At 74.8% G+C, this 22,872-nt stretch carries 18 protein-coding genes; 13 read left to right on the top strand and 5 right to left on the bottom strand.

Features of this window, described 5'->3' with window-relative positions; all coding sequences use genetic code 11:
• Nucleotide 1: 1 nt before the first annotated feature.
• The 4 genes from BSL84_RS19290 to hemL form a co-directional block, all read right to left on the bottom strand.
• Nucleotides 2-628, bottom strand: a complete 627-nt coding sequence (locus tag BSL84_RS19290) for a TlpA family protein disulfide reductase (RefSeq protein ID WP_075970821.1) — start codon at nucleotides 626-628, stop codon at nucleotides 2-4.
• Nucleotides 629-706: 78 nt separating this feature from the next.
• Complete coding sequence (locus tag BSL84_RS19285; RefSeq protein WP_075970820.1) at nucleotides 707-1,942, bottom strand: hypothetical protein; 1,236 nt, start codon at nucleotides 1,940-1,942, stop codon at nucleotides 707-709.
• Nucleotides 1,943-2,141: 199 nt separating this feature from the next.
• Nucleotides 2,142-2,846, bottom strand: a complete 705-nt coding sequence (locus BSL84_RS19280; RefSeq protein WP_030026254.1) for a histidine phosphatase family protein — start codon at nucleotides 2,844-2,846, stop codon at nucleotides 2,142-2,144.
• Nucleotides 2,843-4,165, bottom strand: coding sequence for a glutamate-1-semialdehyde 2,1-aminomutase (gene hemL, locus BSL84_RS19275; protein ID WP_030026252.1), 1,323 nt, complete (start codon nucleotides 4,163-4,165; stop codon nucleotides 2,843-2,845). Before hemL ends, BSL84_RS19280 begins: the two co-directional genes overlap by 4 nt.
• Nucleotides 4,166-4,460: 295 nt before the next feature.
• Between hemL and BSL84_RS19270 the strand changes: the two genes are divergently transcribed.
• Nucleotides 4,461-4,916, top strand: coding sequence for a hypothetical protein (locus BSL84_RS19270; RefSeq protein WP_376505318.1), 456 nt, complete (start codon nucleotides 4,461-4,463; stop codon nucleotides 4,914-4,916).
• Nucleotides 4,917-5,228: 312 nt separating this feature from the next.
• Here BSL84_RS19270 and BSL84_RS19265 read toward each other — a convergent pair whose 3' ends face one another.
• Complete coding sequence (locus BSL84_RS19265; protein WP_234363484.1) at nucleotides 5,229-6,596, bottom strand: hydrolytic protein; 1,368 nt, start codon at nucleotides 6,594-6,596, stop codon at nucleotides 5,229-5,231.
• 187 nt (nucleotides 6,597-6,783) lie between these two features.
• Here BSL84_RS19265 and BSL84_RS19260 point away from each other — a divergent pair, with 187 nt between their 5' ends.
• The 12 genes from BSL84_RS19260 (at nucleotide 6,784) to BSL84_RS19210 (ending at nucleotide 22,853) form a co-directional block, all read left to right on the top strand.
• Complete coding sequence (locus BSL84_RS19260) at nucleotides 6,784-7,515, top strand: helix-turn-helix transcriptional regulator (RefSeq protein WP_078848871.1); 732 nt, start codon at nucleotides 6,784-6,786, stop codon at nucleotides 7,513-7,515.
• A gap of 245 nt (nucleotides 7,516-7,760) precedes the next feature.
• Nucleotides 7,761-10,907, top strand: a complete 3,147-nt coding sequence (locus BSL84_RS19255; protein ID WP_075970817.1) for a DUF11 domain-containing protein — start codon at nucleotides 7,761-7,763, stop codon at nucleotides 10,905-10,907.
• Nucleotides 10,904-11,614, top strand: coding sequence for a DUF4255 domain-containing protein (locus BSL84_RS19250; RefSeq protein WP_030033413.1), 711 nt, complete (start codon nucleotides 10,904-10,906; stop codon nucleotides 11,612-11,614). The genes BSL84_RS19255 and BSL84_RS19250 overlap by 4 nt, the downstream gene beginning before the upstream one ends.
• Nucleotides 11,611-13,740 (top strand): AAA family ATPase, encoded by a 2,130-nt coding sequence (locus tag BSL84_RS19245; RefSeq protein WP_420718785.1) that lies wholly within the window; start codon nucleotides 11,611-11,613, stop codon nucleotides 13,738-13,740. The genes BSL84_RS19250 and BSL84_RS19245 overlap by 4 nt, the downstream gene beginning before the upstream one ends.
• A gap of 205 nt (nucleotides 13,741-13,945) precedes the next feature.
• Complete coding sequence (locus BSL84_RS19240; protein WP_075970816.1) at nucleotides 13,946-15,511, top strand: phage tail sheath family protein; 1,566 nt, start codon at nucleotides 13,946-13,948, stop codon at nucleotides 15,509-15,511.
• 85 nt (nucleotides 15,512-15,596) lie between these two features.
• Nucleotides 15,597-16,037, top strand: a complete 441-nt coding sequence (locus tag BSL84_RS19235) for a phage tail protein (protein WP_030031999.1) — start codon at nucleotides 15,597-15,599, stop codon at nucleotides 16,035-16,037.
• Nucleotides 16,034-16,531: a zinc-ribbon domain-containing protein gene (locus tag BSL84_RS19230; RefSeq protein WP_030032001.1), complete on the top strand. Its 498-nt coding sequence runs from the start codon at nucleotides 16,034-16,036 to the stop codon at nucleotides 16,529-16,531. Before BSL84_RS19235 ends, BSL84_RS19230 begins: the two co-directional genes overlap by 4 nt.
• Nucleotides 16,528-16,686, top strand: a complete 159-nt coding sequence (locus BSL84_RS36575; protein WP_167344733.1) for a DUF6760 family protein — start codon at nucleotides 16,528-16,530, stop codon at nucleotides 16,684-16,686. Before BSL84_RS19230 ends, BSL84_RS36575 begins: the two co-directional genes overlap by 4 nt.
• A gap of 4 nt (nucleotides 16,687-16,690) precedes the next feature.
• Nucleotides 16,691-19,738: a hypothetical protein gene (locus BSL84_RS19225; protein WP_075970815.1), complete on the top strand. Its 3,048-nt coding sequence runs from the start codon at nucleotides 16,691-16,693 to the stop codon at nucleotides 19,736-19,738.
• A gap of 34 nt (nucleotides 19,739-19,772) precedes the next feature.
• A complete protein-coding gene (locus BSL84_RS19220; RefSeq protein ID WP_030028899.1) occupies nucleotides 19,773-20,198 on the top strand; it encodes a phage tail protein in 426 nt (141 codons plus the stop codon).
• Between the two features lie 112 nt (nucleotides 20,199-20,310).
• Nucleotides 20,311-21,039: a LysM peptidoglycan-binding domain-containing protein gene (locus BSL84_RS19215; RefSeq protein ID WP_030028900.1), complete on the top strand. Its 729-nt coding sequence runs from the start codon at nucleotides 20,311-20,313 to the stop codon at nucleotides 21,037-21,039.
• Nucleotides 21,036-22,853 carry a VgrG-related protein gene (locus BSL84_RS19210; protein WP_030028901.1) on the top strand — a complete coding sequence of 606 codons (1,818 nt, stop codon included), beginning with the start codon at nucleotides 21,036-21,038 and terminating at the stop codon, nucleotides 22,851-22,853. Before BSL84_RS19215 ends, BSL84_RS19210 begins: the two co-directional genes overlap by 4 nt.
• The last annotated feature ends 19 nt before the right edge of the window (nucleotides 22,854-22,872 follow it).

The raw sequence follows: 22,872 nt of genomic DNA, 5'->3' as shown, positions 1-22,872 counted from the left end.
GTCACTGCTCCGCGAGGACGGGGTCGATCATGGAGCGCAGCTGGTCCTCGCCGAGGGGGGCCAGGGTGCGTGCGGCGATCTTGCCCTCCCGGTCCAGGACGAGCGTGGAGGGGATGGCGTTCGGGGAGAGGCTGCCCTTGGGGAAGCGGAGCAGCAGCTTGCCGTCGGGGTCGTAGAGGCTCGGGTAGGGGACGCCGAAGGTCTCCTCGAAGGAGGCGGCGTTCTGCTTGCTGTAGTCGCGGACGTTGAGGCCCACGAAGACGACGTCCTTGCCGGCGTCGGTGAACTCCTTGGAGACCTTCGCGAAGGCGGGGGCCTCGGCCCGGCACGGCGGGCACCAGGAGCCCCAGACGTTGAGGACGACGACCTTGCCCTTGAGGGCGGCCGTGTCGAGGGCCTTGCCGTCGACGGTCTCGCCGTCGAGCCCCGGGGCCTCGCTGCGCTCGCCCTTGGCGGCGGTGGAGATGCCGCTCGCGCCCGTGACGTAGTTGCCGCCGCTGCCGGTCGGCTTGCCGCTGTCCGAACCGTCGCACGCCGTGAGGGTGAGGGCGCCGGTGACGGTCACCGCGGTCAGCAGGAGGGCGCGGCCGCTGGTTGAGCGGCGGCGGGGGGCGCGGCTAAGGCTCATGTGAAAAGTTTCGCATGAGCAATTCGCGGATTTTCCGCACCCCCCGGCCGGGTGTCAACGCCCTGGTCAGGCGATGTGTCAGGCGGCGGTGAGGTACGTGTTCCAGCCACCGGCGGGTGACCGGCCGGGGCCGAGGGTGCGCAGCCGGGCGAGCACCTTGGGGTCCTGGACGTCCAGCCAGTCGGTGAACTGCCGGAAGGACACGAGCCTTACGTCCTTTTTGTCCGCCATGCCCTTGAGGGCTTCCTCGACCGCGTCCATGTAGATGCCGCCGTTCCACTCCTCGAAGTGGTTGCCGATGAAGAGGGGCGCGCGGTTGGTCTCGTAGGCCCGGCGGAAGCCGCCGAGGTAGGTGGCCGTGGCCTGGGAGCGCCAGGCCGGGTAGTTGGCGGGCACGCCCCGGGTGGTGTTCTTCGACTGGTTGGCGAGGATGTTGTAGTCCATCGACAGCACCTCGAAGGAGTGCCCGGGGAAGGGGAGGGACTGCAGCGGCAGGTCCCATACGCCCGACCGGCGCTCGGGCCAGACCTGGAGGCCGCCGGGCGAGCTGGAGTCGTAGCGCCAGCCCAGCTTCCGGGCCGTGGGCAGGAGGCCGTCCCGGCCGAGGAGGCAGGGGGTGCGCGCGCCGGTCAGTTCCCTGCGGTAGTCGAAGGGCAGGGGCTGTAGGTCGGTGAAGCCGGTGTTCGTGCGCCAGCCCGTGACGAAGGACACGGCCTGGTCGATCTCGTTCTCCCAGTCGGCCGGGGTCCAGCGGGCGACGGAGCCGGGGCCTGCGCAGAAGTGGCCGTTGAAGTGCGTGCCTATCTCGTGCCCGTCGAGCCACGCCTCGCGAACGCAGGCGAGGGTGGCGCGGATGTTCTCGTCCTTGAGGTAGCCGATGTCGGAGGCGCCGACGGGATTGTTCGGCGGGCGGTACAGACTCCGCTTCGACTCGGGCAGCAGGTAGAGGCCGGAGAGGAAGAAGGTCATGGACGCGCCGTGGTCCCTGGCGAGCTTGAGGAAGCGAGGGAAGAGGCCGTTGCCGACCTCGCCCGCACCGTCCCAGCTGAAGACCACGAACTGCGGCGGCGTCTCGCCGGGCTGGAGCGGCACGGGCCGGTCGGGCTGGTGGGGCTGCGGGCCGGTGTCGGCGGTGGAGCCGTCACCGATGGGTTTGCCCGGCGGCCGCTCGCCGGGCTTCGGGGTCTTCACGGGCCCGGGAGCGCCGGGACCGGACACGTCGGGCAGGCCGCAGCCGGCGACTCCCATCGCGGCCGCGGCGCCAAGCCCCAGTCCCAGCAGCCCCCTCCGACTGACTCCCCTGTCGTCGCGCATGTCACCGTCCCCCTCGTCGTCGACACGCCCCGGCCCGCAGCCCGTGGAAACGGGCGAACGGACCGGACATGTGTGCTGACACGGTGATTCCCGCGCATCTTGTATTTAATTAGACAGGCCTGTAACGGTCCGTAACAGACCGTCGGATCAGGTGTCGCCTGGTCAGGCCGCGCCGGGGCAGGCCGGGTCGGGTGTCGGGTCAGGCGCCGAACGCCTTGGACGCGCCCTTCACCGGCTTCGCACCGGCCAGGAGGTGGGCCGGGACCAGATCCCGGGCCGGCTCGCTGTAGCCCACGGAGACGAGCTTTTCGCCCTGGAACGTGAAGGACGTCAGGGACGCCAGGGTGCACTGCCGGCGGCGCGGGTCGTGCCACAGCCGGCGCTTCTCCGCGAAGCTGCGCACGATCCAGATCGGCAGCTGGTGGCTGACCGCCACCGCCTCGCGGCCGCGGGCCGCGTCGCGCGCGGCCTCCAGCGCGCTCATCATCCGGACCACCTGCTCGACGTACGGCTCGCCCCAGGAGGGCTTGAACGGGTTCGTCAGGTGCTTCCAGTTGCCGGGCTTGCGCAGCGCGCCGTCCCCGACGCCGAAGGTCTTGCCCTCGAAGACGTTCTCCGCCTCCAGCAGCCGGGCGTCCGTCGCCAGGTCCAGGCCGTGGGCCTTGGCGATCGGCTCGGCCGTCTCCTGCGCCCGCTCCAGCGGGGAGGACACCACGTAGGCGATGTCCCGGCTCCGAAGGTGCTCGGCGACCCGGTCCGCCATCCGGCGGCCCAGGTCGGAGAGGTGGTAGCCCTCACGGCGCCCGTACAGGACCCCGTCCGGGTTGTGCACCTCGCCGTGGCGCACCAGGTGCACGACGGTGAGGTCGGAGGCGGGCTTCGGGTCGCGGCCGTCCTGGCTCATGCGGTGGCCTCCGCGGCGGCACGGGCGGCGGCCGGCAGTGCGGCCGCGACGCGCTCGATCGCCTTGTCGTCGTGGGCGGTGGAGACGAACCAGGACTCGAAGGCGGACGGCGGCAGGTAGACGCCCTGCGCCAGCATCGAGTGGAAGAAGGCGTTGAAGCGGAAGCTCTCCTGCTTCTTCGCGTCGTCGTAGTCGCGCACCACGTCCTCGGTGAAGAAGACGGAGAACATGTTGGACGCGGTCTGCAGGCGGTGCGCCACGCCCTCCTTCGCGAGCGCCCCGGTGACCAGGGACTGGATCTGCGCCGAGACGGCGTCGACCTTCTCGTACGCGGCCGCGTCGAGCAGGCGCAGCTGCGCGAGGCCCGCGGCGGTGGCGATGGGATTGCCGGAGAGCGTGCCTGCCTGGTAGACGGGCCCGGCGGGCGCGAGGTGGCCCATGACGTCGGCGCGGCCGCCGAAGGCCGCGGCGGGGAAGCCGCCGCCCATGACCTTGCCGAAGGTCATCAGGTCGGGCCTGACGCCGTCGACGCCGTACCAGCCGGCGCGGGAGGTCCGGAAGCCGGTCATGACCTCGTCGGAGACGTAGAGCGCGCCGTTCTCGCGGCAGAGGTCCGCGAGTCCCTGGTTGAAGCCCTCGGCGGGGGTGACCACGCCCATGTTGCCGGGCGCCGCCTCGGTGATCACGCAGGCGATCTCGCCGGGGTGCGCGGCGAAGGCCGCCCGTACCGCTTCGAGGTCGTTGTAGGGGAGCACGATGGTGTCGCCGGCCTGCGCACCTGTGACGCCGGGGGTGTCGGGCAGAGCGAAAGTCGCCAAACCGGAACCGGCGGCGGCGAGCAGCGCGTCCACGTGACCGTGGTAGCAGCCGGCGAACTTCACGACCTTGGCGCGACCGGTGAAGCCGCGTGCCAGCCGGATCGCCGACATGGTCGCCTCCGTCCCGGAGGAGACGAGCCGCACCTGCTCCACGGGGGCGACGCGCGCGACGATCTCCTCCGCGAGCGCCACCTCGCCCTCACCGGGCGTGCCGAAGGAGGTACCGCGGGCGACGGCGGCCTGGACTGCCTCGATCACCTCGGGGTGGGAGTGGCCGAGGATCATCGGCCCCCACGAGCAGACGAGGTCCACGTACTCGCGTCCGTCGGCATCGGTCAGGTACGGACCGGTGCCGGACACCATGAACCGGGGCGTACCGCCCACGGCGCGGAAGGCGCGCACGGGAGAGTTCACGCCGCCGGGGGTCACGAGGGAGGCGCGCTCGAAGAGCGTCTGCGAAACTGGGGCTTCATACGGGTACGGGTAGCTCACACCAGCCATGGTCTCAGAGGCTGCGACAGACTTGCGGGCGGGCGTTTCACCGCGTCGCCGCGGGGGAGGTCACTGCCATGATGATCAGGCTGCGTGGCGGGGGCCGCGGGGCCGTGGCGAGCAAGACCAGTCGGGTGGAGATATGCAACGCGGTGGTGGACCGGGCGAGGGTACGGACGGCCTCGATCCGCAGCGCGCCCGCGAAGCCCGTGAGGCCCGCGAGGCCCGCCGCCGGGGCAGGCACCGCCGGCGCGCCACCGAGGCGGCCGACGCCGTACCGGAGCCCGCACCTGATCCGCAGGACATGCCCAGGGGCCGCGGCATGGGAGTGACGTACAAGTACTTCGGCGCCCCGGACGGCGCGACGGCCGCGCGGGTCCCGGTGACGATGCGGCCGGAGGAGCTCGGCGGCGACGAGCTCGGCATGGGCGGCCTCTTCACCAAGATCAAGCCGGAGACGGTGGCCGCGATGGTCCTGACCGGCATCGAGGGCATACCCCTGCACAAGGTGCCCCCGCTGGAGCTCGTCGTCCTCCACCCCGACTACGCGGTGGTCAAGCTCCCCATGACGGTGGTCGACCCGCTGCGCGGCATCGGCGAGGAGTCCGTGGGCGCGGCGGCCTTCATCTGGTCCACGGTCCCGGACCGCGGCGGCCCGAGCGACGCCTTCAACGTCTACCAGCTGCTCCACGAGTGGCAGGATTTCAGCCACCGCCTGCACGAGGCGGGACACCAGCCGTACTGCCTGGTCTGGCCCTGACCCCGACGTTTCGCGAGCCCGGCGGCTTGTGCTGCGGCCGGAACGTGGCGGTGCCCGCCTCCGGCGCCCGGTGGGAGCGGGAGCGGTGGACGGGCAGTTGTGTTCGAACATCGAAATACGGCCATGTTTTCTCCGGCGGCGCCGCTACCGCCCAGTAGGGCGGCAATAGCCGTGGAACGGCGTAACCGCACCGGAACGCTTCAATGCCGACGACCCGTCACCAGTCCGCCCGGTAAGCACTTTCCGGACGGACCGGAGCGGGTCCGCTTTGTTCCTGGGCGAGCCTGACGGACGATGTCCGTGCCGCTCGGGTCACCTGAGGTCGCTCAGCACACCGCTCACGTTGAGGACTTCGTGGCACTCCTGCGCCTGACGGCCGGTGGCCGGCGTGCCCGGCTTTGCACAGGTCACCTGGACGGTCACAGTCTGGCTCTCGGTGATGCTGATGGGGGTGACCCAGTGGTAGTCCTGGTTTCGGAACGTCTCCAGCGCGATCGTCGTGATCTTGCGGTCGCCGAAGGTGATCGTCACCACGCCCTCGTCGCCCTGGAAGTTCGCCGCGACGAGGTCGGTGATCCCGAACACCTTGCCCGCGGGCACCGTGTAGGTACCCGTCTTGGACTGGCCGCCCGCCGTCTGCAGGTCGATGGTGGCCGAGCTCTGGAGCCCGCCCCCGGCACCGGCGGTTCCGCCGCCGCCCGTGGCGCCGCCTCCGGTGGGCCGGTCGCCCTTCGCCGCGCCGGGGGCCGTGCCCGCGCCGCCCGGCTGTGTGCCGCTTCCGGCCACCGGGGTCTGCCCCGCCCCGTCCGCGGCGGGCGCCGGATTCCTCGCCGCCTCGGCGGCGGCCTCCTTGGCGGTGCTGCGCACGGCCGGGCGTACCAGCATGAACCAGGCGAGCAGCAGCGCGAGGAGCGCGGCCAGCACGGCGAGCAGCCACGTCGGGAAGATCGGGATCTGGACGAACTCCACCTCCAGCGGCGCCCGTACGCTCTCCGGCCCGGTCCGCGCCGTGGCGCCGGTCCGCGCCGTGGCGCCGTCCGCCTCTTCACCGTCCTCGGTCTCGGCCACCTCCACGGTGAACGGCCAGGTCACGGGGGAGCCGAACCACACCGGGCCGCCGGCCCGGGCCTTCAGCACCACCTCGGCGGACTCGCCCGGCTCCAGCTTCAGGGCGGCCGGGGCGAAGTCGAACTTCAGGTCCTCACCGGGCTGCGCGGGCGTGAATCCCACCCGCACCGGGGCGTTCCCCTCGTTGCGGACGGCGATGCGGTAGCGCCCGCGGAGCCAGCCGCGACGGCGTCTGGGAGCGCTCTCCGCCCTCAGCTCCCGGAACTCCTCCACGTGCACGGTGGTCTCGGGGACCCGGACCGCCTCGGGCTGCTCGGTCGGCAGCACGCGCACGGCGAGCGGTACCTCCCCGGCCCGCACCTGGGGCGAGCGGGGCGGCGCCAGACGGATCGTCACCGTTTCCGACGTACCCGGGTACAGCGAAACGCGTTCGGGCTCCACCGTGGTCCAGGCAGCGCAGTCGCCGACGACTTCCAGACGGTACGCCTCGACGATGTCGCTGTCGTTGCGGACGGTCAGGCTGGTGGTGGCGGTACCGCCCGGCATCACCGACACCGGCTCGATGTCGAGGACGGGCGCGCCAGGGCTGGGAGATGCGGCTGGGGATGTCACGCCGCGACGCTACGCCGGCACCGCCCCCTCCCCCACGGACGCGGGGGCAAGGCCCCGGGCAGTCCCGATGCCCCCACGGGCTCTCCAACTCCTCACGTACGACCACCGGTTGGGTCTCAGCGTCGAGATCCGCACAGGCCGGTCCCTTCCGTCACCCCACACACGCATCACGGAACAGGTACGACACATGCGCTGCGCTGACACCAACAGCCCCGTCCCGACGTCCCCCGCCCACGCGCCCCGGCCGCACGCACCGGCCCCCGCCCCCGCGCCCGCCGTACCCCGCAGAACCGGCCGAAGGGTGACCGTGGCCGTGTACGCGTCGGACCCGATCCTGCGCGTCGGGGTCGTCCACCAGCTGCGCCAGCGCCCCGAGATAGAACTCGTCCCCGACCTGGACGCCGACACCGCGCAGGTGTCGCTGGTGACCGTGGACAGCGTCGACGACGAGACGGCCGCCCTGCTGTACCGGCTGCGGCACAACCCCGACACCCGCACCGGGCTCGTGGTCGGCACCTTCGAATCCGGGGACGCACTGCAGCGCGCCATCGAATGCGGTGTCAGCGCGGTGCTGCGGCGCGCCGAGGCCGACCAGGACCGGCTGCTGCGGCTGGTCCTGGCGATAGCGAACGGCGAGGGCGTCCTGCCCGGCGACCTCCTCGCGAAGCTCCTCGACCACGTGGGCAGCCTGCAGCGTTCGGCGCTCGATCCTCGCTCGGTGTCCCTGTCCACCCTGACCGCCCGCGAGGCGGACATGCTGCGCCTGGTGTCGGAGGGCCTGGACACGGCGGAGATCGCCCGCAAGACGTCCTACTCCGAACGGACCGTCAAGAACGTGCTGCACGAGGTCATCACCCGCCTCCAGCTGCGCAACCGGACACACGCGGTCGGCTACGCCCTGCGCAACGGGCTGATCTGACCGCCCGCCCGCCCGGCGGGCCGCAGGGCAGCGGCGGGCGGGCGGGGCGGGACGCCCGCCACTGCCCGAAAGCGCAACGCGCGCTTCCCCCGCATCCGGCCCCGCGGCCCTGTCGCACGCGCGGCGCCCGCCCGCAGGGTGGCGGGGTGACAGGCAGCACGCGGGACCGGACTGTGAGGTGGGCCGTGAGGGGCACGGATGGGTCCGGCCGCCGGCGACACCGCTGGGGGAGGGCCGGCGCGTCGATGCTGCTGCTGGCGCCCCTGCTCGCGGTGACGGCGGCAGCCGGACCGGACGACGCCGGGGCCCGCCCCCTCGCGTCCGGCGCGGCCGACGCGGGCGAGAGCCGGGTCGCGTACGCCGGTACGCGCCACCGCAGCCTCGGGCGGGTGGTGAGCGGCAAGTCCGACACCAGTACCCCGCTCTTCGGTGACGGACCGGTCCACCTCGACGTCCAGCCCGCCGCGCTGGGCGACCGGCTCGTCTTCGCCAGCCGGCGCGACGAGCGGGCCCCGCAGGTCTACCTGCGGTCCGCCGACGGCTCGGTACGCCGGCTGACCAGAGGCATGGACGCCGCCAACCCGCGGCTGACCCCCGACGGGCGGGCGGTCGTCTTCGACTCGGCCCAGCGCGCGGCGACCGGCGGCGTCCAGCGCGACCTGTGGCTCGTACGCACCGACGGCACCGGCCTGACCCGGCTGACCGACACCCCCGCGAACGAGGAGCACCCCACCGTCTCCCCGGAGGGCGGACGCCTGGCGTACTCCTCCGACGGCGACCGGGCCGCCGGCCGGCAGGTCTACGTACGCCCCCTGCGCGGCGGCGCGGCCACCCGGCTCACCGACCCGGCCAACGGGCGGGCCACCGAGCCGGTGTGGAACCCGGTCGACGACGCCGCGAACCGCGACGTGATCGCCTACACCGCAACCGGCGGCTCCGGCCCCCGCCTGCGCTGGACGAACGGCCGCGCCGACGGGGAGCTGCTGGCCGGCGCCCAGGCCGGCTGGCGCACCCGGGGGGCAGCCTGGCTGCCCGACGGGAACGGTCTGCTCTTCCTCAGCCCGGACCGCACCTGCGACGGCAAGGGCGACTGGGACCACGTCTTCCAGGTGGCCGCGCACTCGGCGGACACCCCGAAACTGGTCTACAGCGAAAACCGCGAGATCGGCTCGCCCACCTGGCTCGGCCCCCTCGACGGCGGCGGCGCCGTCGTCGAGCGGATTTCGGCGGCCGGCCCGCACGCCGTGACCCTGCAGGACGCCCGGACGGACGGCTCCGACCCGCGCGACCTCGGCTTGACCATCCTCGACGAGGACCCCGAGGCCGACACCAACACCGACCCGGCCAGGGACCCGCTGTTCCGGCCCGGGCCCGGGCACGACCCGTGGACGGAGCGGCAGAGCTACACGCCCGACGGGCGCCGGATCGTGGTGACCCGCTTCGAGGGCGATCCCGGGGCCCGGATCCAGCGGATCTGGACGGCCGACGCCGACGGGTCCAACGCCTCGGTCCTGCCGCTCGCCGGCCGCGGCCCCCGCGACTGGGACACCGACCCCGCGTTCTCACCCGACGGCCGGTACCTCGCCTTCACGCGCACCTCGCCCGGCGGCGTCGGCGAGGCCGCGGGCCCCGCCCGCATCCTGATCGCGGACGCCGCCACCGGCGCGATCCGCAGCGAGGTCACCCCGCCCGAAGGCCATCCGCGGGGCGGGGACGCCCAGCCCACGTGGTCCTCCGACGGCACGACCCTCGCCTTCACCCGCAACCTGGTGATCAACGGCCACGGCGGCAACAAGCACGTCTGGACCGTGCCCGTGGACCACCTCGACCGGCAGCGCGACCTGAGCGCCACCATGTGCCCCGGCGCCTGCGACGTCATCGACGACAGCCCGGCGTTCTCCCCGGACGGCGCCACCATCGCCTTCAACCGCAAGAGCGGCGGCGGCCGCGTCGACGAGCGCGGCGGGATCCTGCTGGCCGCCGCGACGGGCGGCACCTGCCGGGTGCTGCTGCCCGACGCCGCCCGCGACAAGCCGGGGGCCTGCGGCCGCGAACTGCCCGAGACCACCGGCAACGGCCCCTACCAGCCCCGTGACGCCGCCTGGACCGCCGACGGCAAGTCCCTCGTCCTCACCGGCCGCGGCGACCGGGCCGTCAACAGCCCGGAGAAGCTGAAGCTGGTCAACGTGGCGACCGGCGCGCACAACCTGCTCGTCACCGGCCTGCCGGGGCGTCAGAAGGAGCCCGCCGTGCAGCAGTCGGTGGACCTCGCGGTGCGGGCGCCCGAGAAGGCCCCGCCGCTCACCGTCGGCGGCTCGGCCACCGTCCGGGTGGACGTCGTCAACCACGGCCCGGCGGCGTCCCCCGGCACCCGGCTGACCGTCGCACCGCCGCTCGGCGTGAGCGTCACCGCGCTCACCGCCCCCGGCGCAGCCTGCGACGCCGCCGCCCTGACCTGCACCCTGGGCGTGGTCCGCCCCGGCGCCACCGTCCCTGTGACGGCCACCCTCACCGGCGTCGTCCCCGGCGAGCAGCCCGTGGAGTGGTCGGTCACCGGCACCGTCCTCGACCCCCGCCCCAGCGACAACGCCGGCCGGACGGTGGTGCCGGTGCGGGAGGTCCCCGTACCCCCGAAGCCGACACCCACGCCGATGCCCACCCCGGCGCCGACGCCCCCGCCCGGCCCCGCGCCGACGCCCACCCCGACGACCCCGACGGCCCCGCCCGCGCAGCCGCCCGTACCCGAGGCCGGCCCCGGCGTGAGCATCACCGCGCAGCCCAACCCCGGCTACGTCGGCGGCCGCGTCGTCGCCACGTACACCGTCGCCAACGGCCGCAGCGCCCTGGCCACCGGCCTGCGGCTGCGCATCGGCCTGCCCGGCGGCGTCCCCCACGACGGGCCGCCGCCGGGCTGCGACCGGAACTGGACGTGCGCACTGCCGGATCTGGCGCCGGGCGCCCGCACCGTCCTGCGGGTCGTCCTCAGCCCCGACAAGGCGCTCACCGCCGAGATCACCGCGACCCTCACCACCACCGGCACGGACGCCGACCCGGGCGACAACACCGCCCGGCAGCAGCTGCGCATCCTCCAGCCGCGTATCGTCGCGGTCCCGCCGATCGGCAGGCCCGGCTTCGTCACCTCGGTACGCGGCGAGGACTTCCCGCCCGGCACGCCGGTGCGGTTCGCGTGGAAGCCGGGCATCACCGCGGCGGCCGCACCGACCGTGCCCCAGGCGGACGGCACCTTCATCGGCCAGCTGCTGATCCTCGCCAAGGACCAGACCGGCCCCCGCGTCATCACCGCGAGCGGTCCCGGCTTCTCCCCGGTGCAGACCGACTTCCTCGTGGTCAACGGCACGGTGCAGCCGCCCGACGAGGTGGCCCGCCGGTGATCCACGAGGTCGACGAAGGACTGCGCCGGCTGCTGGCGGAGTCGGGCCTGGAGGCGTCGGGCGTCGAGGTCGTCTTCGACGCGCCGACCCGGGACTGGGCGGCCCGCCGCAGCGCCCCCACCGTCTGCGTGTTCCTGTACGACATCCGGGAGGACCCGACCCGGCGCGGCAGCGGCACGGGCGTGGTGTACGACGCCGACGGCTTCGTCGTCGCGCGCCGCACACCGCCGCGCTGGTTCGAGCTGACGTACCTGGTCACCGCCTGGGCGGGACGGCCGCAGGACGAGCACCGGCTGCTGTCGCAGGTCCTCGCCTGCCTGGTGAGCACCGACACGCTGCCGCCGCGCCTGCTCACCGGCACCCTCGCCGACCTCGGCCTGCTCGTGGACGTCGACGCGGGCGGCACCGGGATGGACGCGCCGGCCGCCTCCGACGTGTGGTCGGCGCTCGGCGGCGAACTCAAGCCGTCCCTCGGGCTGCGCGTGAAGGCACCGCTGGCCGGCATCGACAGGGTCACCGCCCAGCCGGTCACCCAGGGCCTGGTGGTGGACTCCGTACCGCAGGCCCAGCCGGACGGGGACGCCGGCGGGAGTCCGCGCCGGCTGCGCTACGTCGAGCTCGGCGCGACCGGGCCGGAAGGCTTCGGCGGGTCCCGGGAACGGCCCGGTGCCCCCGCCCGCCGGCGACGAGGAGAACGCCAGCCGTGACGCACACCCTGCACCCCCCGGCCCCGGAGCAGGCCGCCGGCCCGGACCGGGACGGGACCGCCGACGGCGAACTCCCCTACCTGTGGACGCGGCTCCGCCTCGTCGAGGAACGGGTCCGGCTGGCCGTGCGGCTGCGGCGCGCCGCCGACCCCGACCCGGACGACCCCTACCGCGGCCAGTACCTCACGCCCGAGGCGGTCGACCGGCTCCTGGACGGGGAACCGGCCGCCGACCTGCCCGCGCTCGCCGCGGCCGGCCCGCCGCCGCCCGGTTCACCGCTCGACGTGCTCGCCACGCGCTTCGGCCTGGAGCCGCCGGACGTGGACCTGCTGCTGGTGGCGCTCGCCCCGGACCTGGACGCCCGGTTCGAACGGCTCTACGGCTACCTCAACGACGACCTGACGCGCCGCCGGCCCACCGTCGGGCTCGCCCTGGAACTGTGCGGCCTCGGCCAGGCGCCCGCCGCACGGTTCCGGCTCGCGCCCGGCGCACCGCTCGTCGCGGGCGGCCTGCTGGAGGTCACCGAACCCGAACGGCCGCCCCTGTCGCGGGTGCTGGCCGTACCGGACCGGGTCACCGCCCACCTGCTCGGCGACCGCGCGCCCGATCCCCAGCTGGCCGAGGTGCTCGGCGAGGCCGCCGACGACCCGGCTGTCGACCCCGAGGAACTGCACCGGGCCGCCGCCGCGGCCGCCGGCGGCACCGGCCACGTCCACCTGCGCGCCCGTGGCGGCGACCCCGAGGGGCTGGCCGCCGCCGCACTGCGGGCCCGCGGGCTGCACCCCCTGGTCCTGGACCCGTCGGCGCTGACCCGCCACGCCCGCGCCCTGCCCGCACTCGCCCGCGCCGCGGCCCGCGAGGCGCGGCTGCTGGGCGCCGGTGTGCTGCTCGGGCCGCTGGAGGAGCTGCCCGACCATCCCGGTGAACGGGCGCACGTACTGCGCACACTGTGCACGGCACTGAGCGGCATCCCCCTGTTCACGCACGGCGCGAGCGGCTGGGAGCCGGCCTGGGCACCCGCCACCCCCGTCTCCCTGACGGTGGCCGCCCCCTCCCCCGACCGGCAGGCCGTGCGCTGGCGGCACGCACTGGAACGGGCCGCCGCCGAGCACGGGAACCACGGAGAGGGAGGCGGGGCGGACATGCTCGCCCGGTCGGTGTCCGCACACCGCCTCGACGCCGGGCAGCTGCGACGCGCCGCCGACACGGCGTCGCGCACCGCCGCGCTCGACGGCCGGCCCGTCTCCCCCGCGGACCTGCGCGCCGCCGTACGGGCGCAGAACGGCGCGGGCCTGGCCCGCCTCGCCCGCCGGGTGGAGCCCGCCGTCGGCTGGGACGACCTGGTGCTGCCCGCTCCCACCCACCGCAGGCTGCGCGAGCTCGCGGTGCGCGCACGCCACCGCGACCAGGTCCTCGGCCGGTGGGGCATGCGCCCCGGCGGCGGCCGGGGCCGCGGGGTGATCGCCCTGTTCGCGGGCTCCTCCGGCACCGGCAAGACCATGTCCGCCGAGGTGGTGGCCGCCGACCTGGGCATGGACCTGTACGTGGTGGACCTGTCCACGGTCGTCGACAAGTACGTCGGCGAGACCGAGAAGAACCTCGAACGGATCTTCACGGAGGCCTCGGCGGTCAACGCGGTGCTGCTCTTCGACGAGGCCGACGCGATCTTCGGCAAGCGCTCGGACGTGAAGGACTCCCACGACAAGCACGCCAACATGGAGTCGGCCTACCTGCTCCAGCGGATGGAGTCCTTCGACGGCATCGCCGTCCTGACCACCAACCTGCGGGCCAACCTCGACGAGGCGTTCACCCGCCGCCTCGACGTGATCGCCGATTTCCCGGTGCCGGACGCCGCCCAGCGCCGGGCCCTGTGGGAACGCTGCCTGGGCGACCGGCTGCCCCGGGCCGACGACGTCGATCTCGGCTTCTGCGCCACCCGGTTCGATCTGGCCGGCGGCTCGATCCGGTCCTGCGCGGTGACGGCCGCCTACTTCGCGGCCGCGTCGGACGGGCCCCTGACCATGCGCCAGGTGGTGACCGCCGTCGCCCAGGAGTACCGCAAGCTCGGCCGCCTGGTCCTGGAGGGCGAGTTCGGACCGTACCTGGGCCAGGTCACGGACGTGTGAGCCCCGCCCGGGGCATGCCGGGGCGTGCCGGCGGCCATCGGACGGGGTGCGCGGGGGGTGGGGGCGCTGCCTGGCCGGCCCGGCCGGAACGACCACGAGGGCAGCGCACTTGCCCCTGACCAGGTCCGCACGCCCCTGCCGGCGGCGTCGCCCGCGCACGAGGCTGTGACCGGACCTGATTGTCAGCCGTGACGAAGGAGCGAGCATGCCGACGTACCTCACCCCGGGCGTGTACGTGGAGGAGGTGCAGTCCGGTGCTCGCCCGATCGAAGGGGTCGGCACCGCCGTCGCCGCGTTCGTCGGGTTCGCCCAGAGCGGGCCCTTCCACGAACCGACGCTGGTCACCAGCTGGGACCAGTACTCGCAGCACTTCGGCGGCTTCACCGAGGGCGCCTACCTGCCCCACGCCGTCTACGGCTACTTCGCCAACGGCGGTGGCGCCGCGTACGTCGTCCGCGTCGGCGGATCCGACCGCGCCGGCGCCTCCGCCGGGCCGGCCGCCGCGGGCGCGGTCCCCCCGCCCCGCGCGGCGGAGCCCGTCGAGCTCGGGGGCTTCCTGATCACGGCGCGTCCGGGCGTCACCGGCGTGTCCGTGGAGATCGCCGACGCGGACGGGGAGAACCCGCCGGAGGACCGCTTCAAGCTCCTGGTCCGCCAGGGCGAGCAGGTCGCGGAGACCTTCGAGGCCTCCGCCCGCAAGAACGTCAAGGGCTACCTCGTCACCCAGGCCCGCGCCTCCAAGCTGATCGAGGTCACGGAGCAGCGGTCCGCCGCCCAGACCCGGCCGGCCGTCCAGAGCCTGGCCGTGCCCGACGCCCTGCCCGCCGTACCCGCCGCGACCGGCGGTACGGCCGTGTCCCGGCTGGACCCGGCCGAGTACGTCGGCGACGCGGGCGCCCGGACCGGCTTCGCCGGCCTGGAGACCATCGACGAGATCACCATGGTCGCGGTTCCCGACCTGATGAGCGCCTACGAGCGCGGCGACATCGACTCCGAGGGCGTGCGCACCGTACAGCTCGCCGTGATCTCCCACTGCGAGCAGATGGGCGACCGGGTGGCCGTCCTCGACACCCCGCCGGGCCTGACCGCCCAGCAGGTGCGGACCTGGCGCAACGACGAGGCGGGCTACGACTCCCGCTACGCCACCCTCTACTACCCGTGGGTGCGGGTCTTCGACCCGGCCGCCGGCCGCAACACGACCGTCCCGCCGAGCGGCCACATCGCCGGCGTGTGGGCGCGCAGCGACGCCGAGCGCGGTGTGCACAAGGCTCCCGCCAACGAGGTGATCCGCGGCGCGGTGGACCTGGAGCTGCGGCTGAGCAAGGGCGAGCAGGACCTGCTCAACCCGATCGGTGTGAACTGCGTACGGGCCTTCCCCGGCCGCGGCATCCGGATCTGGGGCGCGCGCACCCTCTCCTCCGACCCGGCGTGGCGCTACCTGAACGTGCGCCGCCTCTTCAACTACCTGGAGGAGTCCATCCTCCTGGGCACCCAGTGGGTGGTCTTCGAGCCGAACGACGACCGGCTCTGGTCCAGCATCCGGCGCAACGTCACCGCGTTCCTGACGGAGGAGTGGCGCCGTGGCGCCCTGTTCGGCCGGACGGCGGCGGAGGCGTTCTACGTCAAGTGCGACCGCGACAACAACCCGCAGGAGTCGATCGACCAGGGCCGGGTCGTCTGCGAGATCGGCGTGTCGCCCGTCAAGCCGGCCGAGTTCGTGGTGTTCCGGCTGGCGCAGTTCTCCGACAGCACCAGCCTCGTCGACGAGTGACCGTCCGGGACACGGAGACGGGCACGGGCGCCGGCGCCGGCCGGACCAGAAGCAGCGCAGCAGCAAGGAAAGGTGAAGAACAGTCATGGCAGAGGGCGATGCTCTTTCCACCCATATCTTCGGCGTGCAGCTCGGCGGCTACCTGGTCGAGTCGATCCAGGAGATCAGCGGCCTGACCGTCGAGGAAGAGGTCGTCGAGGTCCGCCAGGTCAGCGCGGAGGGCAAGCAGATCATCCGCAAGCAGCCCGGCGCACGCCAGGCGGGCGAGGTCACGATCACCCGGGGACTCGACAAGAGCAGCGAGTTCACCAAGTGGATCAAGGAAACCCTCAACAACGGCGCCGTCGACACCGCACGGCAGAACCTCACGATCGAGATCAAGGACTCCACGGGCGCGACCATCCGCCGCATCCAGCTGATGCAGGGCTGGGCCTCCAAGTGGGAGGGCCCCTCCCTCAAGGCCGGCGAGTCCGCCGCGGCCACCGAGTCCGTGACCATCGTGTTCGAGGAGATCATCGTCGAATGAGGCGCCGTACCGTGACCGCGGGCAGCCTGGAGGAGATCCTCCAGGTCACGGCGCCCGCCCAGACCCCGGAGCAGGCGGCGGTTCCCCCGGCCGCCGCCGCTCCGGCCCCCCGTGAGGACCACGGGCTGCGCACGGAGTTCGAGTTCGAGCTGCCGCGCGGCTACGTGGACGACGCGGGCACGGTGCACCGGCACGGCGCGATGCGCCTGGCCACCGCGCGCGACGAGCTCCGCCCGCAGATCGACCTGCGGGTCAAGGAGAACCCGGCGTACCTGAGCGTGGTGCTGCTGAGCCAGGTGATCACCCGGCTCGGCACCGTCACCGACGTGCACGCCGGGATCGTCGAGCGGATGTACGCGACCGACGTGGCGTTCCTCCAGGACTTCTACCGGCGGGTCAACAGCGAGGGCCACACCCGCGCGGCGGTCACCTGCCCGCACTGCGACGGCGGCTTCGAGGTCGACCTCTCCGGTGGGCGCCTGGGGGAATCGTGACGTACGCGCTCCCCCGGCTCCGGGAGGAGATCGCGTACATCGCCTACCACTTCCACTGGCGGCGCGACGAGATCCTCGACCTGACCCACGGCGAGCGGCAGGACTGGGTCACCGAGATAGCTCGTATCAACACCCGTGTGAACGAAGGCGGTTGAGCAGATGGCATGGCGGGACAGGCTGCGCCGGCGCGCCGCCGTGCCGGACCCCGGGGCGTCGGCGGCCGCGGTGACGGCCCCGGACGCCGGCGGGGCCGCCGGCGCCGGTGTGCCGGCCGCCGTACCCGGTGACTGGGACGGCGGCTGGCGGATGACCGCGCCACCCGCGCTGACCGTCTCGCGGTCGGCCGCCGGCGTCAGCGACGGGCTCGCCTTCCGATCCGGCCTGGCCGCGTGGCGCGACCCGTCGTTCGACACCGGGCTCGGCCACGGCCTGCTGCCGTCCGCCCCGGCCGGTCTCGTCCGCGGGGTCGCCGGCCCCGCCACCGCCCGCCCCACCCACAGCGGCGGCGGCCCGCTGCTGCTGCGGGCGCTGCCCACCGCGCCCGGCGCGGAACCGGAGCCCGGGGCCGGGCACGGGCCGGCACCGGCACGCGACACGCGGCACGCCCAGCACCCGCCGCACATCTCGCGCCGTACGCGCCCCGGCGCGGCCTCGCCGAGCCCGCCGGCGTCCGCCCCGGACGCCGTACGGCCGACCCCGGCCGCGGGCCACGACGCGAACAGCGGCGCACCGGGTCCCGTCGTCTCGCGCGCCGTCGCCCGCCCCGACGCCGGCCCGCCCGCGTCACGCCCGGGCCGGCCCGTAACGTCGCCGGATCCGGAGACCCCGTCCACATCCGGCACCGCCGCGTCCGTGGCTCGCGGCGCCGCGGCGCCGGGTCGGCCGTCGGCAGCGTCCGGTACGCGGGACCTCGCGGCCACCCGCTCCGCGGCCGCGCTCGGGGCGTCCGCACCCGCCGTACAGCGGGCCACAGCCCCCTCTGCCCAGACCGGCCGCACCGCGCCCACGCCCGCGTCCTTCCCCGTGGTCCGCCGTATCGCGGTGGTCCCCGGGGCATCCGCCGAGGGCCCGGCCGGCGCACCGGTCCAGCGCACTGCCGCCCGTACGCAGGCACAGGCCGGGCGTACGGGCGAGGGCGCGGCCACGACGGTCCGGCCGCGCCCGGTCGGCCGGACACTCACCACCGCGCGGGTCCCCGCCGCGCCCCGGCGCCACGTGCCCGCCGTACGCCCCTCCGCCACGCCGGGCACCGCCCCCAGCGCCGCCCCTGACACCGTCCTCCCGGACGCGTCCGTGCAGCGCGCCCGGACCCGGGCCCCGCTCGGCAGCCCGCTGCCCGAACTCCCGCCCGCCGAACCGCCGTCGAGCCCTGTCGCGACGCCTCCGGCACCGGCCATGCCCACGGTGCAGCGGCAGGCGGAACCCTCAGGGGCGGCCCCGGCCGCCGCGGACGCGCCGCTCCAGCGCACCGGCTCGCCGCTCACCGCGCCGCCGAGCCCGGCTCCTGCCGAGCCGCCCGCGCAGCGGATGCGGACCCGCGCTCCCCTCGGCGAAGCTCCGCCCACGCCGCACGACCGCACCCCGTCGGCAGTCACTCCGCCGACCCCCACCGCGGCCACCCCGGCCCCGGCCCTGCCGACCGTGCAGCGCCAGGCGGACCCCACCGCGAGCGCCCCGGCGGCCACCCCGGCGCCGGCCCTGCCGCAGGTGCAGCGGCACACGGAACCCGCGGCCACCGCGCCCACTCCGGGGTCCCCGGCACAGCGCACCCCCGCGCCGCACACCGAAACCCCGCCGGCACCGGCAGCCGCCCAGCGGATGCGCACCCGCGCACCCCTCGGCGAACCCCTCACCCAACTCCCTCCCACCGCCGCACCGGTGACTCCCGCCCCGGCCCCGGCCCTGCCGCACGTGCAGCGGCACACGGAACCCGCGGCCACCGCGCCGACTCCGGGGTCGCCGGCACAGCGCACCCCCGCGCCGCACACCGAAACCCCGCCGGCACCGGCAGCCGCCCAGCGGATGCGCACCCGCGCACCCCTCGGCGAACCCCTCACCCAACTCCCTCCCACCGCCGCACCGGTGACTCCCGCCCCGGCGGCGACACCGGCCCCGGCCGCCCTGCCCACCGCCCAACGCCCGGCGGACCCCGCCCCGAGCAGCGCCCCGGCAGCAGCGGCGCCCGCCCAGCGGATGCGCACCCGCGCGCCCCTCGGCGAACCCCTCACCCAGCTCCCGCCCACCGCCGTACCGGCGAACCCGCCGAGCGGGCCGCGCGTGCGCAGCGGACTCGGGGCGCCCCTGCCGTCGATGCCCGCGCGTGCCGCCGTACCCGCCGCGCCCACCGCGCCGTCGGCCGCCAAGGGGCCTGCCGGGGCGCGGCCGCCCGTGCAGCGGGCCACCGCCTCTCCGCGGCGTTCCGGTCCGGTCCCGCTCGTCGCCGCCCGCGCCGTCGCCGGGGCGGGCGCGGCCCGTGGGGCGCCCGCGTCCCTCCAGCTGCTGGCGGCGCGCCCTCTCACCCTCGGCACCCAGGACGCGGCCGGCATGGGGAGCGCACCCGCCGCCGCACCCCGTCCGGCGAGCCGCCCCGTGGTCCCGGCGCGCTGGGCCACCCCGTCCGCCCCGTCCGCCGCGTCCGCCGCGTCCGCCGCGGCACCGCAGCAGCCGGTACAGCGGGCCTCGGCACCCGCCGCCCGCACCCCCGCGCCGGGCCCCGGCCCCCGTCCCGCCCACGCCGTGCACGCCGCGCACGCCGTACGGCCGGCGCCCGCCGCCGCGGCCCGCGCCACCGCAACCCCCCTGCCGGTGACCGGTCCGTACACGTCCCCGCTGGTGGTCCAGCCGGCGCCCGCCGCTCCGGTCGCCGGATCCGTGCCCGTCGTACGGCCCCGGTCCTCGGCCCCGGCCGCCTCCCCGCAGGCACCCGTCCCCGTACCCCTGCCTCCGACCGCCCCGCCGCCCCCGGTGCAGCGGGACACGGGTGGCGGCCGGACCGGCTCCGGCCCGCTCGGCCCGGCCCGCGCCCACCCCGGCGGGACCACGGCCGGCCGGCCGGACGGTGCGCGCGACGCGGCCGCGTCCGGCGGCGCCGACCTCGACCTGGACGACCTGGCGCGCCGTCTGCTGGACCCGGTCGCCCGCCTCCTGCGCACCGAGCTGCGGCGCGGCCGGGAACGCGCGGGCAGGCCCTTCGACGGCCGCCGCTGAGACCACGTACGAACGAGAAACGGACGACGGACCGATGACGGACAACATCTTCGCGACCAGCGTGTTCTTCCGGCTGGCGATCGGCGGCGACGACCTGGGCGCCTTCCACACCTGTTCGGGGATGGGCGCCGAGGTCGAGATGGAGAGCTATGCCGAGGGCGGCAACAACGGCTTCACGTGGCAGCTGCCCGGCCGCGTGACCTGGTCGAACATCACCCTCACCCGGCCCGTCACCGCCGACACGGCGAAGATCGGCCGCTGGCTGGACGAGACGCTGCGACGGGTCGAGCCGAAGGACGGCGAGATCGTGGCGCTACGGCCCGACCTCAGCCGGATCATCAGCTGGCAGGTCTTCGGGATCGTCCCGGTGCGCTGGCAGGGGCCGTCCTTCGACCCCGCCAACTCCGCGGCGGCCGTGGAGACCCTGGAGATCGCCCACGCGGGCCTGCTGCCCTCCTGACCCCGGTTCCCGACCCCCGGCTCCCGACCTCCGGCTCCTGACCGCCGGGCCCCCTCTCCCCCGCCCCCTCCCCTCGTACCGTTCGCCGCCGCCCCGGAAGGAAGGACACGGCATGGCCTCCTCGGCATCACGCGCCAGCCGCGCCCGGGCCCAGCTCACCCTCAAGGAGCCCCCGGCCTCGGTCGGCGCCAAGCCGGGCGGCACGATCGCCCGGCTCGACCTGCAGTTCAACCCGTCGACGCTGCAACTGGGCAAGACCACCGAATGGCGGCGCTCCCCGTCCCGGATGGCAGGCCAGTCGGCGCTGCCCGAGTTCGTGGGCAGCGGCCCGCGCACGCTGAGCCTGGAGGTGTTCCTCGACGCCACCGCCACCCACGACAACTCGGTGGAACAGGCCGTGGAGAAGCTGATGAAGGCGTGCGTGCCGACCCCGGCCAGCCTCGGCCGCAAGAAGCCGGCGAGCCCCTGGGTGCGCTTCGAGTGGGGCAGCGCGCGCACGACCTCCTTCGACGGGGTCCTGTCGAACCTGTCGGTGTCGTACACGCTCTTCGACGTGGACGGCAAGCCGCTGCGGGCCACCTGCTCGCTGTCCATCGAGGAGGCGAGCGTCGACCCGCCCGGCCAGAACCCGACCTCCGGCTCACGCACCGCCCGCAGCACGCACACCGTGGTGGCGGGCGACAGCCTGGCCATGCTGGCCTGGCGCGAGTACGGCGACGCGACGGCCTGGCGGGTCATCGCCGAGGCCAACGGCATGGACGACCCGATGGCCCTGGTCCCCGGCAGCGAGATCGTCGTACCGGGTGTACGGGACCAGTACGGCGAGGAGGAACAGCGGTGAGCGGGTCCGAGCCCGGCGGGCGGTCCTTCGCGGCCGACCCCATCGTGGAAGCCCCCGGCGAACTGCCGCAGATCTGGGCGGCACAGCTGGTCAGTTGCGTGGTCGACGAGAACGTGGGCCTGCCCGACACCGCGGTGCTCACCTACCGCGACCCCGACCACGAGTTCCTGCGCGCCACCGGCGTCACCATCGGCACCCCGCTGCGGGTGTCGGTGGCCACCGTGAAGGGACAGTCCCGGGAGCGGCTGTTCAACGGTGAGGTCACTGCTCTGGAGATCGACCGGGACCGCACCGGCTCGTTCACCGTCGTACGCGCCTACTCCAAGGCGCACCGCCTCCAGCGCGGCCGCAAGGTGGTGGCCTACCGGAACATGACGGCCGCCGCCATCGTCCGCAAGGTGGCCGCCGGCGCCGGCCTCGCCGTCGGGAAGGTGGAGGCCGCGCCGGTCACCTACAAGCAGCTGTCCCAGGCGAACGTCTCCGACTGGGACTTCCTGCAGTACCTCGCCGGCGAGAGCGGCGCACACGTACGCGTCGACGACAAGGGCCTGCTCCAGTTCACCCGGCCCGTGCAGGCGTCCGGGGCGCCCGCCCCCTCGACGTCGGCGGTCCGCGACCCGATGGTCCTGGAGTACGGGCGCAACCTGCTCGCCCTGCGGGCCGCGCTGACGGCTGCCGACGGCGCCTCCAAGGTGCAGGTACGCGGCTGGGACGTGACCACGAAGCGGCCGCTCGTCGCCGAGCAGCCGTCCGTGGTCAGCGACACGGTGGTACCGGGCCTCGGCCCGCAGACCGCCGCACGGTTCGGGGCGGCCGCCGTGGCCGTCACCGACACCCCCTACCGCACGCAGGCCGAGACGACGGCGGTCGCGAAGGCGGCCGCCGCGCAGATCAGCTCCGGCTTCGGCGAGCTGGAGGCGGTCGCCGAGGGCAACCCGCTGCTGCGTGCCGGCAAGCCGGTCGCCCTCGGCAACGTCGGGCAGGCGTTCTCCGGCCGGTACACGGCGACCGCCGTCCAGCACGTCCTGGAGCCGCACGGCGGCTTCCGCACCACCGTGTGGGTCAGCGCCAGTCCGGACCGCTCCCTGACGGGCCTGGTGGCCGGCGCCGGCGTGCCCGCGCGCGGCGGGCGCATCCCGGGCCTCGCGATCGGCGTGGTGACGGACGTACGCGAACCGAACGGCTCCCAACGCGGTGCCGTCCGCCTGAAGTTCCCCTGGCTGGACGACACCTACACCACCGACTGGGTACGTACCGTCCAGTGGGGCGGCAAGGGCGGCGGCGGTGTCGTCAGCCCCGAGGTCAACGACGAGGTGCTGGTCGGCTTCGAACAGGGCCTGCTCGACAGCCCGTACGTCATCGGCGGCCTCTACAACGGCGTGGACCAGCCCTCACCACACGACGTCCCGCTCGTCGACAAGACCAGCGGCAAGGTCAACCGCCGCTCGATCGTGTCCCGTTCGGGCCACCGCGTGGAACTGCTGGACGCGGCGGCCCCGGGCCCCTCCGGGCTGCGGCTGGTGACCGGGGACGAGCGCCTCGAAGTACGCATGGACGACCGCCGGGACCGCATCGAGCTCACCGTGTACGCGGGCCGGGGCCGGCCGCTGACCTCCGTCCTCCTGGACAAGGACGGCATCACCCTGGACGCCCGCAAGGGCACCGTGAAGGTCTCCGGCCGGCAGGTCGACATCGACGGCACCGCCGGGGTCCGCATCGGCGGCCGGTCGGTGAAGGTGTCCGGCACCTCCGACGTCACCGTCGACGGCGGGCTGCTCGCCGTCCTCAAGGCCCGCCTGATCCGCATCAACTGACCCTGCCCGTCCGCCCTTC

Source organism: Streptomyces sp. TN58 (genome assembly GCF_001941845.1).
Classification (GTDB): Bacteria; Actinomycetota; Actinomycetes; order Streptomycetales; family Streptomycetaceae; genus Streptomyces.
Note: the sequence above shows the minus strand (reverse complement) of the source record. Positions and strands in the feature narration are given on the sequence as shown.

Bases quoted from the DNA above. Each gene is read 5' to 3' on its own strand.
- BSL84_RS19290 (WP_075970821.1), bottom strand. From the start codon at position 628: ATGAGCCTTAGCCGCGCCCCCCGCCGCCGCTCAACCAGCGGCCGCGCC.
- BSL84_RS19285 (WP_075970820.1), bottom strand. From the start codon at position 1,942: ATGCGCGACGACAGGGGAGTCAGTCGGAGGGGGCTGCTGGGACTGGGG.
- BSL84_RS19280 (WP_030026254.1), bottom strand. From the start codon at position 2,846: ATGAGCCAGGACGGCCGCGACCCGAAGCCCGCCTCCGACCTCACCGTC.
- hemL (WP_030026252.1), bottom strand. From the start codon at position 4,165: ATGGCTGGTGTGAGCTACCCGTACCCGTATGAAGCCCCAGTTTCGCAG.
- BSL84_RS19270 (WP_376505318.1), top strand. From the start codon at position 4,461: ATGCCCAGGGGCCGCGGCATGGGAGTGACGTACAAGTACTTCGGCGCC.
- BSL84_RS19260 (WP_078848871.1), top strand. From the start codon at position 6,784: ATGCGCTGCGCTGACACCAACAGCCCCGTCCCGACGTCCCCCGCCCAC.
- BSL84_RS19255 (WP_075970817.1), top strand. From the start codon at position 7,761: ATGCTGCTGCTGGCGCCCCTGCTCGCGGTGACGGCGGCAGCCGGACCG.
- BSL84_RS19240 (WP_075970816.1), top strand. From the start codon at position 13,946: ATGCCGACGTACCTCACCCCGGGCGTGTACGTGGAGGAGGTGCAGTCC.
- BSL84_RS19235 (WP_030031999.1), top strand. From the start codon at position 15,597: ATGGCAGAGGGCGATGCTCTTTCCACCCATATCTTCGGCGTGCAGCTC.
- BSL84_RS19230 (WP_030032001.1), top strand. From the start codon at position 16,034: ATGAGGCGCCGTACCGTGACCGCGGGCAGCCTGGAGGAGATCCTCCAG.
- BSL84_RS19225 (WP_075970815.1), top strand. From the start codon at position 16,691: ATGGCATGGCGGGACAGGCTGCGCCGGCGCGCCGCCGTGCCGGACCCC.
- BSL84_RS19220 (WP_030028899.1), top strand. From the start codon at position 19,773: ATGACGGACAACATCTTCGCGACCAGCGTGTTCTTCCGGCTGGCGATC.
- BSL84_RS19215 (WP_030028900.1), top strand. From the start codon at position 20,311: ATGGCCTCCTCGGCATCACGCGCCAGCCGCGCCCGGGCCCAGCTCACC.